Genomic DNA, 14953 nt, shown 5'->3' with positions numbered 1-14953 from the left:
CCTACTCGCCGCGCACCGGTGGGAAGAAGCCCACCCGCTCGTACACGGCCTGTAGGGTCGGTGCCGCCACCGCCTGCGCCTTCTGCGCCCCAGCGGCGAGCAGCTTGTCGAGCTGGGCCGGGTCGTCGAGGTAGCCGCGGGTGCGGTCCTGGATCGGCGTCACGAAGTCGCGTACCACCTCGCCGAGGTCCTTCTTCAGGTCGCCGTAGCCCTTGCCCGCGTAGGCGCCGACCAGATCGTCAATGCTTCGGCCAGAGAGCGCCGAATAGATCGTCAGCAGGTTGGAGACACCCGGTTTCTGCTGGACATCAAAGACGATCTCCCGGCCGGTGTCGGTGACGGCCGAACGGATCTTCTTAACCGACCGGGCCGCATCCTCGAGGAACAGAACGATACCCGCCGGTGAGGAGGACGACTTCGACATCTTCGCCGTCGGGTCCTGCAAGTCCGTGATCTTCGCCGTGTCCTTGACGATGTGCGCCGCGGGAACCGTGAACGTCGACCCGAACCGCGTGTTGAACCGCTGCGCCAGGTCGCGGCTGAGCTCCAGGTGCTGCCGCTGGTCCTCGCCGACCGGCACCGCGTCCGCCTGGTAGAGAAGGATGTCGGCCGCTTGGAGGATCGGGTACGTGAACAGGCCGACGCTGGCCCGCTCGTTGCCCTGCTTCTGCGACTTGTCCTTGAACTGGGTCATCCGGCCCGCCTCGCCGAATCCGGTGAGGCACCCCAACACCCAGGCCAACTGCGCGTGCTCGGGCACCTGGGACTGCACGAACAGGGTGCAACGCTCCGGGTCCAGCCCCGCCGCGAGAAGCTGCGCGGCGGCCACCCGGGACCGCTGTGCCAACACCCGGGGGTCGTGCCCGGCGGTGATCGCATGCAGATCAACCACGCAGTAGAAGGCGTCGTGCGTCTCCTGCAACGCCACCCAGTGCCGGACTGCGCCCAGGTAGTTGCCGAGATGGAACGAATCGGCGGTCGGCTGAATACCAGAGAACACGCGCGGTTGAGCGGGTACCTTGGACATGCTGGCAATTCTGTCAGCAACCCCGGGATCCGTCATGACGGGCCGGCGGGTCGATTGGGGCCGGACTGGGTGGGGAGCCCCGTCTCACGTCGCGAATCGGATGACCGGACGGCGGCTACCGTTACCCGGGCCACCCGACGCCCCTCCAGCGCCAGCACCCGCAGCCGCCAACCACCGGGGGTCTCCCCCACCGGCTCCACCGGCGCGGCCGGGGCGACGGTCACCGGCACCTCGTCGCCGGCCACCGGCAGCCGGCCCAGCGCGGCCATCACGTAGCCACCAACCGTCTCGTACGGTCCGTTCGGCAGGTTCACCCCGGTCCGCTCCGCGAAGTCGGCCAGGTTCAACCGACCGTCAACCGTGGTGGGCAGACCGGCGTTGGTCGGCTCCGGCGGCGTGTCGTACTCGTCGTGCAACTCTCCGACCAGCTCCTCAATCAGGTCCTCGCAGGTGACGATGCCGGCCGTCCCCCCGTACTCGTCGATGACCACCGCCAGGTGATGCCCCTCCCGGCGCATCTCGGTCAGGGCCGGAAGCACCCGTTTACTGCCGGGAAGGCGCTTGACCTCCCGGGCCAGCTCGCCGACCGTGACCAGTGGGTCCTGGTCGGGGCGAAGCAGCACGTCGTGTAGGTGCACGAAGCCGACCACGTCGTCGTGGGTCCCGTCGACAACCGGGTAGCGGGTGTGTGGCTCGACCCGGACGAGGCGCTCCGCCTGGGCGGTGGTCAGCGCGGTGGAGAGGAAGACCACCTCGGTACGCGGCATCATCACCTCGCGTACCAGGCTCGCACCGGCAACGAGGACCTCGTCGATGATCCGCCGTTCCACCGGATCCAGCACGGTCGCCGCGGCGACCAGGTCGCGTAGCTCGTCCTCGCTGATCCGTTCCCGGCCGGCCACCGGGCTGGTGCCGAGCAGACCGGTCACCAGGCGGGTGGCGGCGGTAGCGGCGCGGACCACGACCCGGGCGACCGCCCAGGCCAACGGGCCGGGTTCGCGACGGGGCCGCCCCCGCGCACGGCGCCGGAGCCCGGGACGACCCGCTTCCCGCATGAGATGGATGGTAGACACCCATCGCAGCGGCGGGACAGCACTGCGTCAGTTCTTCCTCCGCGGGCGGCGGCCCGCCCCGACGGTCGACCCGCAGCGCGGGCACAGCGAGCCGCCGTAGGGTGACCACCGAAGGTCGCTGGCGTGGCGGCCCCGGCAGGAGGAGATCGACGTGAAACTGCTCGTCACCGGCGGCGCCGGCTTCATCGGCAGCGTGGTGACTCGGATGCTGCTCGACGCCGGCCACGAGGTTGTCGTCCTGGACGACCTACGGACCGGACACCGCGTCGCCGTGGCACCCGACGCCACCCACGTCGTCGCCCCCCTGGACGACGTGGCGCAGGTGGTCACCCCGCAGGCGGGCTTCGACGCGGTGCTGCACCTCGCCGCCCTGATCGCCGCCGGTGAGTCGATGGTCAGGCCAGAGCTGTACTGGCACACCAACGTCGTCGGCTCGCTCGCCCTGCTCGACGCCGTACGCGTCGCCGGGGTGCCGAAGGTCGTCTTCTCCTCCACCGCCGCCGTGTACGGCAATCCGGTCGAGCTGCCCATCTCGGAGACGGCGATCACCGCCCCCACCAACACGTACGGGGCCACCAAGCTCACCGTCGACATGGCGCTCACCTCGGCGGCGGCCGGGAACGGGTTGGCCGCCGTCTCGCTGCGCTACTTCAACGTCGCCGGCGCTCACCTGGGCGCCCCGGTGCCCCTCGGGGAACGGCACGATCCGGAGACGCACCTCATCCCCATCGCATTCGACGTGGCCTCCGGCCGCCGGGAGAAGCTCCAGCTCTTCGGCGACGACTACCCGACCGTTGACGGCACCTGCGTCCGCGACTACATCCACGTCACCGACCTCGCCCACGCCCACCTACTCGCGCTCGACGCCGCGGTCGGCGGGCAGCACCGGATCTACAACCTCGGCAACGGCAGCGGGTTCACCAACCGTCAGGTCGTCGAGGTGGTCCGCGAGGTGACCGGCCAGCCGGTTCCGGTGGTGGTCGCCCCCCGCCGCGTCGGCGACCCCGCCGAGTTGGTCGCCGCCGCCGACCTGGCCCGCACCGAGTTGGGCTGGACGCCCGCCAAGCCCACCCTGCACGACATCGTCAGCGACGCCTGGGCCTTCTACCGCGACCACCTGCCGGAACGGGGATAGCCAGCACGGCGTCGGCGGCGCGTGCCGGGCCGCGTCGTCGGCGGCCGGTGGTCAACCGTGACGAGCGGCGGCCCGGAGCGCCCGCGCCGAACGGGTGGGTCAGCCCGCCTCGACGATCATGCCGGCGCCAACCGTCCGGTTCGTCGTCTCATCAATGACGACGAAGCCGCCGGTGGTGCGGTTCCGGCGGTACTCGTCAACGAGCAGCGGGACCATCGTCCGGAACCGGACCCGGCCGATCTCGTTGAGCTTCAACTCCCCCGCCGACTCGTCCCGGTGCAGCGAGTTGATGTCCAGCCGGTAGTGCAGCCCGCGGACGATGGCCCGCGCCGACCGGGTGGTGTGCTTGATCACGTACCTGCCACCGAGCTGCAACGGCCGGGTCTCGTCCATCCAGCAGACCATCGCCTCGATGTCCTGGGCAACGGCCGGGGCGTTGTTCGGGCGACAGATCATGTCGCCCCGGGAAATGTCGATCTCGTCAGTCAACCGTACGGTCACCGACATCGGCGGGAACGCCTCCGGCACCGGCCCGTCGGCGGTCTCCACCGCCGCGATCCGGCTGGTGAAACCGCTCGGCAGCACCATCACCTCGTCCTCGGGCTTGAGTACGCCGGAGGCGACCTGGCCCGCGTACCCGCGGTAGTCGGTGACGGTGGTGGACTGCGGACGGATCACATACTGCACCGGGAAGCGCACGTCGACCAGGTTGCGATCGCTGGCGATGTGCACCCGTTCCAGGTGGTGCAGCAGGGACGGCCCCTCGTACCAGGGCATCCTCTCGGACCGGGAGACGATGTTGTCGCCGTGGAGCGCGGAGACCGGCACCACCGTCAGGTCGGGTACGTCGAGCTTCGCCGCGAACGCGGTGAACTCGTCGGCGATCTTCTCGTAGACCTCGTGCGACCAGTCCACCAGGTCCATCTTGTTGACACAGAGGACCAGGTGCGGCACCCGGAGCAGGGAGCAGAGGAAGGCGTGCCGACGGGACTGCTCCACCAGGCCCTTCCGGGCGTCCACCAGGATCAGCGCAAGGTCAGCTGTGGACGCACCGGTGACCATGTTTCGGGTGTACTGAATATGTCCCGGGGTGTCGGCGATGATGAACTTCCGCCGGGGGGTGGCGAAGTAGCGGTACGCCACATCGATCGTGATGCCCTGTTCCCGTTCGGCCCGCAGGCCGTCGGTGAGCAGGGCCAGGTTCGTGTACTCGTCGCCGCGGGCGGCGCTGACCGCCTCCACCGCGGCGAGCTGATCGGTGAAGAGCGACCGGGTGTCATAGAGCAGGCGACCGATCAGGGTCGACTTGCCGTCATCCACGCTGCCGGCCGTGGCGAACCGCAGCAGGTCCATCGGGCGGGCGGACGCCGCTTCGACACCGACCTCGGCGGTCGTCTCAGTGGTCATCAGAAGTAGCCCTCCCGCTTGCGGTCCTCCATCGCGGCCTCGCTGACCCGGTCGTCACCGCGGGTCGCGCCCCGCTCGGTGACCCGGGTGGCTGCCACCTCCTCGATGACCTTCGCCACCGTGTCGGCGTCCGAACGGACCGCCGCCGTGCAGGAGGCGTCGCCCACCGTCCGATAGCGCACCCGGGCCTTGAACCGTTCCTCACCGGCGCGGGGGCGGAGGAACTCGTTCACCGCGTACAGCATCCCGTCGCGCTCGATCACCTCGCGCTCGTGCGCGTAGTAGATCGAGGGCGCCTCGATCCGTTCCCGGGCGATGTAGTGCCAGACGTCCAGCTCGGTCCAGTTGGACAGCGGGAACGCCCGGATCGACTCACCTGGCTGGTGCCGGCCGTTGTAGAGCGACCAGAGCTCCGGACGCTGGTTCTTCGGATCCCACTGGCCGAACTCGTCGCGGAAGCTGAACACTCGCTCCTTGGCCCGAGCCTTCTCCTCGTCCCGTCGGGCACCACCGAAGAGCGCGTCGAAGCGGTGCTGCTCGACGGCGGCCAGGAGCACCGGGGTCTGGATCCGGTTGCGCATGCCGTCCGTGCTCTCCCGTACCAGCCCGCTGGCCAGGGCCTCCGGCACGCTCGCCACCACCAGTTGCAGGCCCAGCTCGGCGACCCGCCGGTCCCGGTACTCCAGCACCTCGGGGAAGTTGTGCCCGGTGTCGACATGCATCACCGGGAACGGAATGTTCGCCGGGGCGAACGCCTTCTGCGCCAGCCACAGCATGACAATCGAGTCTTTGCCGCCGGAGAAGAGCAGCACCGGTCGTTCCATCTCCGCGACCACCTCGCGCAGCACGAAGATGCTCTCCGCCTCCAGCGCGTCGAGGTGGGACACCTGGTATGCGGCCGTCGTGGTCATGACACCGACTCGATTCCCGCACTCATTTCCAGACCTTTCCGGTCGGCTTTGCCAGAAGTAGCGCTCAGGCTACCCGCAATGGCGCTGCAACGCCGCAAGCAACCGACTGGCGAGATCCTTGCGACAGACCAGCAGGTCCGGCAGGCGCGGGTTGGCTTCGTTGTATTTCAGCGCAGAGCCGTCGATTCGGGAAGCATGCAGCCCCGTGGCGGTCGCCACAGCCACCGGCGCTGCCGAATCCCACTCGTACTGCCCGCCCGCGTGGATGTACGCGTCCACCTCACCGGTGATCACCGCCGCGATCTTCGCACCGGCCGATCCCATCGGCACCAGTTGGGCACCCACCTCTGCGGCCAGTTCGGTGAGGAAGGCCGGAGGGCGGCTGCGACTGGCGGCCAACCGGATCGTCGGTTCGCCCGCGGTGGTCGCCGCCGGCCCCGGCGGATACCCCGGTGGATAGTCCGTGCCCAGCACCCGGTCCTGGGCCGGCAACCCGACCGCACCCGCCACCAGTCCGTGCGGCGTCGGGGCGTTCCGGTCCCAGAGCGCCACATGCACCGCCCAGTCCACGCGACCCGCCTCGGCGAACTCCCGGGTCCCGTCCAACGGATCGATGATCCACACTCGGTCGCTGTTCAGGCGGGGCGCCGTCGAAGCACCCATCTCCTCCGCCCAGGCCAGCCGGGAACCCTCGTCCTCCTCCGACAGGACCGCATCCTGCGGACGCCACGTCGCCAGTTCGGTGCGGAGCAGGTCGTGCGAGACCTTGTCCCCCGCGGCCTTGAGGGCACCCGGGTCACCGAAGCCCACCTCGTCGCGCAGGCTGACCAGTGCCCGCCCGGCCCGGACCGCCAACCAACGGGCGAACGCCCCATCGATCATCGGAGGACTACCCATCTCCGCACTCCCGTCGCCGCGCCACCTGCCCGAAGGAACGGAGACCACTACCGAACCGGCCGTCAGGCGCCGTGATAGAGGTTCTGGGTCGGTTCCACGCCACGTAGGACAACCGACTCCACGACATCTGCCGCCCGATCCACCAGGAAATCCAGCTCCTTACGCTCGACGGTACCGAAATCCGACAGCACGAAATCCGCCGGGTCCCGCCGCGCCGGCGGCCGGCCGATCCCGAACCGCACCCGGGCGTACTCCTTCGTCCCCAGGGACTTCGTCATCGACCGCAGACCGTTGTGGCCGCCCTCGCCGCCACCAAACTTCACCCGGACCTGGCCGTAGGGGATGTCCAGCTCGTCATAGACGGCCACCACCCGCGCCGGCGGCACCTTGTAGAACTGCGCCAGGCCGGCTACCGCCGCACCGGAGAGGTTCATATACGTCAGCGGCTTCACCAGCACCAACCGCGGGCCGCCAAGACCTGACCGTCCCTCGGCGACCTCCGCCATCGCCCGCTTGTGTCGACCGAAGCGTGCCCCTAGCCGCCCGACCAGCAGGTCGGCCACGAGGAAGCCGACGTTGTGCCGGTTTCCGGCGTACTGCCGACCCGGGTTACCCAGACCGACCACCAGCCACGGCCCTGTCTCCTCCGCCACCGTCTACCCCTTCCGCTCGCACCGTTCCGCCTTCCGATACGCCAACAGGCGCCCCCGACGAGCGGGGACGCCTGCCACATGCGCAGCGAACGATCAGGCCTCGGCCTTCGCTTCGGCACCCGCCTCCTGCTCGGCGGCCGGAGCCCCGGCCTCGGCGCCCTCCGAGCCCTCGGTGACCTCGCCGACCACGGCCTCGGCCTCGGCGGCGGCCTCCTCCACCTCCGGCAGCGTGGCTTCGAGCTGCTCCTCGGTCGGGGCGGCGGTCACCGCGGCGACCGGCAGCTCCGGGTCGGTGGCCAGCTCGACTCCGGCCGGCAGCTGCACGTCGGCGGCGGCCACCTGCGAACCCGCCTCCAGGCCCTCAATGCTGGCGTCGAGGTGGTCCGGCACGTTGGTGGCGTCAGCGGTCACCGAAAGGCTGTCGTGGTCGTGCACGATCAGCGTGCCCTTCGCGGCCTCACCGACCAGCTGCACCGGGACCTCAACCGTGACCTGCTCGCCACGGCGAACAAGCAGCAGGTCCACATGCTCGAAGGTGTCCTTGATCGGATCCCGCTGGATCGCCTTCGGCAACGCCAGCACCTGCGTGCCGTCGCTGATGTCGATCGCGAAGAGCTGGTTGGCACCACCGCGCCGGATCGCCGCAGCGAACTCCCGGGCTGGCAGCGCGATGTGCTTGGGCTTCTCGCCGTGGCCGTACAGCACGGCAGGCACCTTGCCGGCCCGGCGGGTACGACGGGCACCACCCTTGCCGAACTCGGTACGGGGCTCGGCGCTGATCTTTACCTCGGACACGGGGAAACTCCTGATGCTTCGCTACGGCGATGGTCGTCTCGGTGCCGGGTGAGGGGCTCGCTGGGGCTCCTGCGTCATGACCGACCGCCTCGGAGCGCCGCGTCGATGACGGCGCCTCCGTGCGGTCCTGTTCAGCGGCCCGCAGGGCACCCTCGCCGTGGCAACCGCACCAGTCTACCCGAAGGTCATCCACCTACTCCGGCGGCACCCCGGAATCGACCGCTCCTGCCGGAGCCCGCTGGAGGAGCCCGGTCCGGGGTGACTACCGCCCCCGGACCGGGCTCCGACCGTGCAACTCAGCTCAGGCCACCGAACAGGGTGGTCACCGAGCCGTCGTCGAAGACCTCACGGATCGCCCGGGCCAGCAGCGGTGCGATCGACAGGACGGTGACCTTGTCGAGCTGCTTCTCCGACGGCAGCGGCAACGTGTTGGTCACCAGCACCTCGCTGATCGGGCTGTTCTTCAGCCGCTCGGTCGCCGGATCCGAGAAGAGCGCGTGGGTGGAGGCGACGACGATCTCGGCCGCACCCAACTCCTTGAGGATCTCCGCAGCCTTGGTGATCGTGCCACCCGTGTCGATCATGTCGTCGACGATCAGGCAGACCCGGCCCTCGACCTCACCGACCACCCGGTTCGCCACCACCTGGTTCGGCTTCGAGGGATCCCGGGTCTTGTGGATGAACGCCAGCGGGCAGCCGCCCAGCCGGTCGGTCCACCGCTCGGCGACCCGGACCCGACCCGAATCCGGGGCGACCACCGTCATCGGGCGCCCCGCGTACCGACGCTCCACCGACTCGGCGAGCACGTCCATCGCGAAGAGATGGTCCACCGGGCCGTCGAAGAAGCCCTGGATCTGGGCGGTGTGCAGATCCACGGTGAGGATCCGGTTCGCGCCGGCGGTCTTCAGCAGGTCCGCGATCAGCCGGCCCGAGATCGGCTCCCGGCCCCGGTGCTTCTTGTCCTGCCGCGAGTACGGGTAGAAGGGCAGGACCACGGTGATCCGCTTGGCCGACCCACGCTTCAACGCGTCGATCATGATCAGGGTCTCCATGACCCAGGTGTTGACCCCGTGCGTGACGGACTGCACCACGAAGGCGTCCGAACCCCGCACCGAGTCCTTGTAGCGGACGAAGATCTCCCCGTTGGCGAACTCGTAGGCGTCGGCCGGTGTCGGGGCGACCCCAAGCACCTCACCGATCTCCTCGGCTAACTCCGGAAAGCCACGCCCGGAGAAGAGCATCAGGCTCTTGCGGTTTTCGGCGACGATGCTGCCCATGGCCCGTCTGCTCCTGTTGGTTGGTGGTGCCCGGCGCGGTGGTGGGCCGGGGCTAGTCGGTTGCAGTATCCCCGGTGCTGCACGCCCCACCCGCCGGCTCGGTTCCCACGTGCATTGCCTCACCTTCACTTGCCGTCACCCCGGCGGACACCCCCGGGCTACCGGCCCGCCCGGCGCGCTCGGCGGCTTCCGCGGCGGCGGTGCCGGCCCGCCGCTTGAGCACCCAACCCTCGATGTTGCGCTGCCGCGACCGGGCGACCGCCATCGCCCCGGCGGGCACGTCCTGGTCGATCACGGAACCGGCCGCCGTGTACGCCCCGTCGCCGACCTCGACCGGCGCCACGAACATGTTGTCCGCGCCGGTACGAGCGTGGTCACCGATAACCGTGCGGTGCTTGCGTACCCCGTCGTAGTTCACGAACACGGTCGCCGCGCCGATGTTGCTCTGCTCGCCGATCGTGGCGTCCCCGACGTAGGTCAGGTGCGGGACCTTCGATCCCACGCCGACCTCGGAGTTCTTCACCTCGACGAAGGTCCCCACCTTCGACTTCTCCGCCAGCCGCGCTGCCGGCCGCAGATACGCGTACGGGCCGACGCTGGCCGACGGGCCGATCTCCGCTCCGACGGCGTGGCTGCGGACCACGGTGGCGCCGGGCCCGACCAGGGTGTCCACCACCGTGACATCCGGCCCGACCTGCGCACCAGCACCGATCACGGTGGCGCCCCGGAGCTGCGTGTTCTGGTCGACCACCGCGTCCCGGTCCAGCGCCACGGTCACGTCGATCCAGGTGGTCTCCGGGTCGAGCAGGCTGACCCCGCTGCGCATCCAGGCCTCGTTGACCCGGTCGCGCAGCAGCCGCCGCAGCCCGGCCAACTCCACCCGGTCGTTGCAGCCCAGCGTCTCGGTGTGGTCCGGCGCCACGTGCACCGCCACCGGCTCGCCCGCCGACCGCAGCAGGCCGAAGACGTCGGTCAGGTACTCCTCGCCCTGGGCGTTGCCGGTCGACAGCTTGCCGAGCGTGTCCCGCAGCCGGTCCGCGTCGAACGCGTAGATGCCGGCGTTGATCTCCCGAATCTCCCGCTGGTCGGGGGTCGTGTCGCGCTGCTCCACGATCTGCTGGAGCTGACCGTCGGCATCCCGCACGATCCGGCCGAGCCCGGTCGGGTCGGGCACCTCCGCGGCCAGCACCGTCGCGGCGGCACCCGCCCGCTCGTGCGCCTCGACCAACCCGCCGAGGGTCTCCGGCCGGAGCAGCGGCGCGTCCCCGTATGTCACCACCACGGTGCCAGTGGCATCTGGAACGGCGGCCAGCGCGACCCGCACCGCGTGCCCGGTGCCGAGTTGGTCGGCCTGGAGCACCGGAAGGGCCTGCGGGGCGATCTCCGCCAGGTGGGCTCGGACCTGGTCGGCGCCGTGGCCAACCACGACCACCGTGCGGTCGGCGGCGAGCGGTGCGGCGGCGCTGAGCACGTGGCCGACGAGAGTGCGGCCAAGCAGTGGATGCAACACCTTCGGGAGCCCGGACTTCATCCGCTTACCGGCACCAGCGGCGAGCACGACGACGGTACGGGGTGGGGGCTGCTGGGACACGGAAGGGCTCCCGTCGGTGCGGCGACAGTCTCGCGGTCATGCTAACCAGACATCAACGCGGCATCGGCGGGGCCTTCACAATGCTGACCGGTGGCATGAGCTGGGGTGCCTGGACTCGAACCAGGAGCTCAAGGCTCCAAAGGCCTGCGGGTTGCCATTACCCCACACCCCATCGCCATGTCATCCGAAGGCGCAGTCGGGCAGACCTGCGATCCGGAACAGCTCGGTGATCATACCTGCGATCCGCCCGGACGGCGCCCGACCGCATGTCGAATGACCGGAAACCACGATAGTCGCCCTCAGTTGGGGGCCAACCGGGTGGTGGGGTCAGCGCCGGCCACGCCGCGCCGGGGTGCGGTACAAACGACGGCGTGCTGGTCCCGGCCGCCACCGGGCGTCGCCGGGCGGAGCGCCCGAGCCGACCTGGCAGGATGGCCGGTGACCGGCTCGACCCCACGACTTGGACGGCACCGAGCGCCGATGAGGTGACGAACTGATGGATGGCCTGGGCAGCGACCACACCCCCGGTCGGCGACGGGGAGCCGCGACGGCCGGCAAGACCGCACGGATACGCATGTCGGCGGCGCAGCGGCGCGAACAACTCATCTCGACCGCGCGCCAACTCTTCGCCGAACGCGGCTTCGACGCCACCTCGATCGAAGAGGTGGCAGCGCGGGCGAGGGTCTCCAAACCGGTGGTGTACGAGCACTTCGGCGGCAAGGAGGGGCTGTACGCGGTGGTGGTGGACCGGGAGGTCCGCAGCCTGCTCGAGAGGATCACCACCGCACTGACCGCCGGCCACCCACGGGAACTGCTCGAACAGGCCGCGCTGACCCTGCTCACGTACATCGAGGAGGAGACCAGTGGGTTCCGGGTGTTGGTCCGGGAGTCACCCCTGATGTCGTCGACGGGCAACTTCAGCAGCGTCATGAACGACGTCGCGCACCAGGTGGAGCACATCCTCGGCGCCGAGTTCTCCAGCCGCGGGTACGACCCGAAACTCGCCGAACTCTACGCCCAGGCCCTGGTGGGAATGGTGGCGCTGACCGGCCGCTGGTGGCTGGAGGTGCGCAGGCCGCGCAAGGAGACGGTGGCGGCACACCTGGTGAACCTGGCCTGGAACGGCCTGTCCCACCTCGAGCCGAAACCCGGCCTGATCACCATCCGGAAACGCTGAGTCAGGACCGGTTCTGGTCGGCGACCGGATGGCCGGGGCCGGCCTGCTCCGTCTCGGTGTGCTCCACGGGCCCGACCTTGTCGTAGAGGCCGGTGCCGAGCAGGATCAGCCCGAACAGCATCGACACGACCACGGTCGACATCGAGAAGCTGAGGACATTCGCCGAGGTCTGCAGCACCGCCATCATCAGGATGCTGGTCACCAGGAAAACGGCTCCGGCGATCAAATTCATGTAGTGGCCGAGATTGCCCCGCCGGGACGCCCCTACCAGGAGAAAGGCGCCGAAGACTACCGAGACCAACGCGAACGCGAGGTTGGTGCGCAGGCCGAGCACCAACTCTCCGTCCCGGTCGAAGAGCGGGTCGCCCAGCGTCTGCGCGGTGCCCCAGACGCCGAAGACCAGGATGTAGAGACCGATCAGCCCGGCGAGGAGCCGGTAGATCGGCCGCGCCGGATGGTTCAGCGGGATGTGCGCCATGACGCCCTCCGACCGATCGACGACAGCCAGGGGCCATTGTCACCCGGGCCGGATCCGCGCGTACGGCGAATCGGCTGGTCGGCCGCGAGCGGCACGGAGCCCGCCGCGCCCCACGCTGGTCGGGGTGCGACGGGCTCCGTCGCCGGAGACGACGGTCAGAGCACCAGCCGCGCCTTCTGCCAGGCCTCCTGCTCCGCGTCGGTGCCGATCTTGCCGTACATCCCGACCATGAGCAGGACCAGGCCGGTCACCATCAGCACGAGGACGGTGGCGATGCTGAGGTTGAAGATGTTCGCCTCGGTGCGGAGGAAGGCGAGGCCGGCGAGGCTGAGCACGATACCGACGTACCCCAGCCCCTGATTGATCAACACATCGACGTTGCGGCCGATCGCCGTACCGGCCAGCACGGCGCCACCGAGCAGCACGCTGAGCAACGAGAAGCCGAGGTTCGTGCCCTGACCGAGCACCGTGGTGTCGCCCTGGGCCCAGAGCTCGTCGCCGACGGTGGCGATGAGACCGAGCACGCCGAAGACGACCAGGTACAGGCCGGTCAGCCCGCCGATTGCCCGGTAGATCGGCCGCGCGGGGTGGTTCACGGGGGTGTGGGCCATGGCTGAGTCTCCAACGACGTTACGGTGAGGGTCGGCGCCGATTGTCCCGCACCCGCCGGTGTGACGCCGCACACGGTCCCGAGGCGGCGTGCCGCAGCCGCACAGACCGGTGGTCAGCCGGCCGGGATCTCGTCGGCGAGGGTCAGCCAGGCCTGTTCAACCTGCTCCCGCTCGCCCCGGACCTCCTTGAGCTGGGCATCCAGCTCAGCGACCCTCGCGTAGTCGGTCGCGTTCGCGGCCAGCTGGTCGAGCAGCTCCGCCTCCCGCTGCTCCAGCCGGCCGACCTGCCGCTCGAGTCGGGCCAGCTCCTTGCGGGCCTGGCGCACCTGTGCGGCGGACATCCCGCTCGCCTTCGCGGGCGCCGGCCCACCACCGGACGCCGGTACCGGACGGCCGTCGTCGGCGGCCCGGGCCAGGTACTCGTCGACCCCGCCGGGCAGGTGCACCAGCTCACCGTCGCCGAACATGCCGTACACCGTGTCGGCGACCCGCTCCACCAGGTACCGGTCGTGGCTGGCGACGACGATCACGCCGGGCCAGGAGTCGAGCAGATCTTCGAGGGCGGCGAGGGTGTCGGTGTCCAGATCGTTGGTGGGCTCGTCCAGCAGGAGCACATTCGGCTCCCCGGCGAGCAGGCGCAGCAGCTGCAGCCGCCGCCGCTCGCCACCGGAGAGATCAACCACCGGCGTCCAGAGCCGGCGGTCGTCGAAGCCGAAGACCTCGGCGAGTTGGGCGGCGGAGATCTCCCGGTCACCGAGCCGGACCCGCCGGGCGACCTCTTCGACCGCCTCGAGGACGCGCAGCTGGCCGGGGAGTTCGGCGAGTTCCTGGGAGAGGAACGCGGGGCGCACGGTGGTACCGGCCACGAACCGGCCGCTGTCCGGTCGGGTGACGCCGGCGAGCATCCGCAACAGGGTGGTCTTGCCGGCACCGTTGCGGCCGAGGATGGCGAGCCGATCACCAGGACCGACCTGCCAGGTGAGGTCGCGCAGGATCTCCTTCGGCCCCGCGTCCAGCCGGACGTGTTCCAGGTCGTACACCTGCTTGCCGAGGCGGGCGGTGGCGAGCCGCTGCAGCGACATGGTGTCCCGCGGCGGCGGAACGTCGGCGATCAGCGCGTTCGCCGCGTCGATACGGAACTTCGGCTTGGCGGTGCGGGCCGGCGCCCCGCGCCGCAGCCAGGCGATCTCCTTGCGGAGCAGATTCTGCCGGCGCGCCTCGCTGGCGGCGGCGACTCGTTCCCGCTCGACACGGGCGAGGGTCCAGGCGGCGAAACCGCCCTCGTACGCCCGGACGGTCTGGTCGGCGACCTCCCAGGTGGTGGTGCAGACGGCGTCGAGGAACCACCGGTCGTGGGTGACCACGACGAGCGCACCCCGGCGGGTGAGCAGGTGCCGGGCCAGCCAGTCGATGCCACCGACGTCGAGGTGGTTGGTGGGCTCGTCGAGGATCAGCAGGTCGGCGTCGCGGACCAGCAACGCGGCCAGGGCGACCCGCCGGCGCTCGCCGCCGGACATCGGGCCGACCGGCGCGTCGAGGCCGAGATACGGCATCCCGAGGCCGTCGAGGACCGCCCGAACTCCGGCGTCGCCGGCCCACTCGTGCTCGGCGCCCATCCCCTCGGCCAGCCACGCGGTACCGAGGACCACGTCTCGGACGGTCGCGTCGGGGGCGAGTTGCAGGGCCTGCGGCAGAGCGGCGACACGCAGGTCGCGGCGGTGGGTCACCCGGCCGTCGTCCGGCTCCTCCTGCCGGGTGAGCAGGCGCAGCAGGGTGGACTTGCCGGCGCCGTTGAGCCCCACCACACCGATCCGGTCGGCGTCGTCGAGACCGAGCGAGACATCGGTGAGCAGCGGCCCGGCAGCGCCGTAGCCCTTGGACACCCGGTCCAGGTTGACGATGTTGGCCACTACACCCCTTC

14 protein-coding genes and 1 tRNA gene are annotated in these 14953 nt (G+C 70.2%); 2 read left to right on the top strand and 13 right to left on the bottom strand.

Going from position 1 to position 14953, the window contains the following annotated elements; genetic code table 11:
* Window position 1: 1 nt before the first annotated feature.
* Together trpS and STROP_RS04035 are read right to left on the bottom strand one after the other, a co-directional pair.
* Window positions 2-1027 carry a tryptophan--tRNA ligase gene (trpS, locus tag STROP_RS04040; RefSeq protein WP_026274809.1) on the bottom strand — a complete coding sequence of 342 codons (1026 nt, stop codon included), beginning with the start codon at window positions 1025-1027 and terminating at the stop codon, window positions 2-4.
* A gap of 32 nt (window positions 1028-1059) precedes the next feature.
* Complete coding sequence (locus STROP_RS04035; RefSeq protein ID WP_011904707.1) at window positions 1060-2082, bottom strand: hemolysin family protein; 1023 nt, start codon at window positions 2080-2082, stop codon at window positions 1060-1062.
* 169 nt (window positions 2083-2251) lie between these two features.
* Here STROP_RS04035 and galE point away from each other — a divergent pair, with 169 nt between their 5' ends.
* Window positions 2252-3235 carry a UDP-glucose 4-epimerase GalE gene (gene galE / locus STROP_RS04030; protein ID WP_011904706.1) on the top strand — a complete coding sequence of 328 codons (984 nt, stop codon included), beginning with the start codon at window positions 2252-2254 and terminating at the stop codon, window positions 3233-3235.
* A gap of 99 nt (window positions 3236-3334) precedes the next feature.
* Here galE and STROP_RS04025 read toward each other — a convergent pair whose 3' ends face one another.
* From STROP_RS04025 to STROP_RS03990, 8 genes are all read right to left on the bottom strand, one after another.
* A complete protein-coding gene (locus tag STROP_RS04025) occupies window positions 3335-4642 on the bottom strand; it encodes a sulfate adenylyltransferase subunit 1 (RefSeq protein ID WP_011904705.1) in 1308 nt (435 codons plus the stop codon).
* Complete coding sequence (gene cysD, locus STROP_RS04020) at window positions 4642-5553, bottom strand: sulfate adenylyltransferase subunit CysD (protein WP_011904704.1); 912 nt, start codon at window positions 5551-5553, stop codon at window positions 4642-4644. The genes STROP_RS04025 and cysD overlap by 1 nt, the downstream gene beginning before the upstream one ends.
* A gap of 69 nt (window positions 5554-5622) precedes the next feature.
* Window positions 5623-6450, bottom strand: a complete 828-nt coding sequence (locus STROP_RS04015; RefSeq protein WP_011904703.1) for an inositol monophosphatase family protein — start codon at window positions 6448-6450, stop codon at window positions 5623-5625.
* A 62-nt stretch (window positions 6451-6512) separates the two neighbouring features.
* Window positions 6513-7103, bottom strand: a complete 591-nt coding sequence (pth, locus tag STROP_RS04010) for an aminoacyl-tRNA hydrolase (RefSeq protein WP_011904702.1) — start codon at window positions 7101-7103, stop codon at window positions 6513-6515.
* A 93-nt stretch (window positions 7104-7196) separates the two neighbouring features.
* Window positions 7197-7898 (bottom strand): 50S ribosomal protein L25/general stress protein Ctc, encoded by a 702-nt coding sequence (locus STROP_RS04005; protein WP_011904701.1) that lies wholly within the window; start codon window positions 7896-7898, stop codon window positions 7197-7199.
* A 296-nt stretch (window positions 7899-8194) separates the two neighbouring features.
* On the bottom strand, window positions 8195-9175 hold the full coding sequence (locus STROP_RS04000; RefSeq protein WP_011904700.1) for a ribose-phosphate diphosphokinase: 981 nt from the start codon (window positions 9173-9175) through the stop codon (window positions 8195-8197).
* 52 nt (window positions 9176-9227) lie between these two features.
* Entirely contained in the window at window positions 9228-10766 is a 1539-nt protein-coding gene (gene glmU, locus STROP_RS03995) for a bifunctional UDP-N-acetylglucosamine diphosphorylase/glucosamine-1-phosphate N-acetyltransferase GlmU (protein ID WP_011904699.1), read from the bottom strand.
* 100 nt (window positions 10767-10866) lie between these two features.
* Window positions 10867-10938 (bottom strand) — tRNA-Gln (locus STROP_RS03990).
* A gap of 321 nt (window positions 10939-11259) precedes the next feature.
* On the opposite strand from STROP_RS03990, the gene STROP_RS03985 reads away from it, so the two are divergent.
* Window positions 11260-11943, top strand: a complete 684-nt coding sequence (locus STROP_RS03985; protein WP_026274812.1) for a TetR/AcrR family transcriptional regulator — start codon at window positions 11260-11262, stop codon at window positions 11941-11943.
* Between the two features lies 1 nt (window position 11944).
* Here the strand turns inward: STROP_RS03985 and STROP_RS03980 are convergent, their stop codons facing one another.
* The 3 genes from STROP_RS03980 to STROP_RS03970 all read right to left on the bottom strand — a co-directional run bounded on the left by STROP_RS03980 (window position 11945) and on the right by STROP_RS03970 (window position 14942).
* Window positions 11945-12421 (bottom strand): DUF4383 domain-containing protein, encoded by a 477-nt coding sequence (locus STROP_RS03980; RefSeq protein ID WP_011904697.1) that lies wholly within the window; start codon window positions 12419-12421, stop codon window positions 11945-11947.
* Window positions 12422-12576: 155 nt separating this feature from the next.
* Window positions 12577-13032, bottom strand: coding sequence for a DUF4383 domain-containing protein (locus STROP_RS03975; RefSeq protein ID WP_011904696.1), 456 nt, complete (start codon window positions 13030-13032; stop codon window positions 12577-12579).
* Window positions 13033-13145: 113 nt separating this feature from the next.
* Window positions 13146-14942, bottom strand: a complete 1797-nt coding sequence (locus STROP_RS03970; protein WP_011904695.1) for an ABC-F family ATP-binding cassette domain-containing protein — start codon at window positions 14940-14942, stop codon at window positions 13146-13148.
* Window positions 14943-14953 lie beyond the last annotated feature (11 nt).

This window comes from Salinispora tropica CNB-440, assembly GCF_000016425.1.
GTDB lineage: Bacteria > Actinomycetota > Actinomycetes > Mycobacteriales > Micromonosporaceae > Micromonospora > Micromonospora tropica.
The sequence above is the reverse complement of the archived record's forward strand: the minus strand, read 5'-3'. Positions and strand labels throughout refer to the sequence as shown.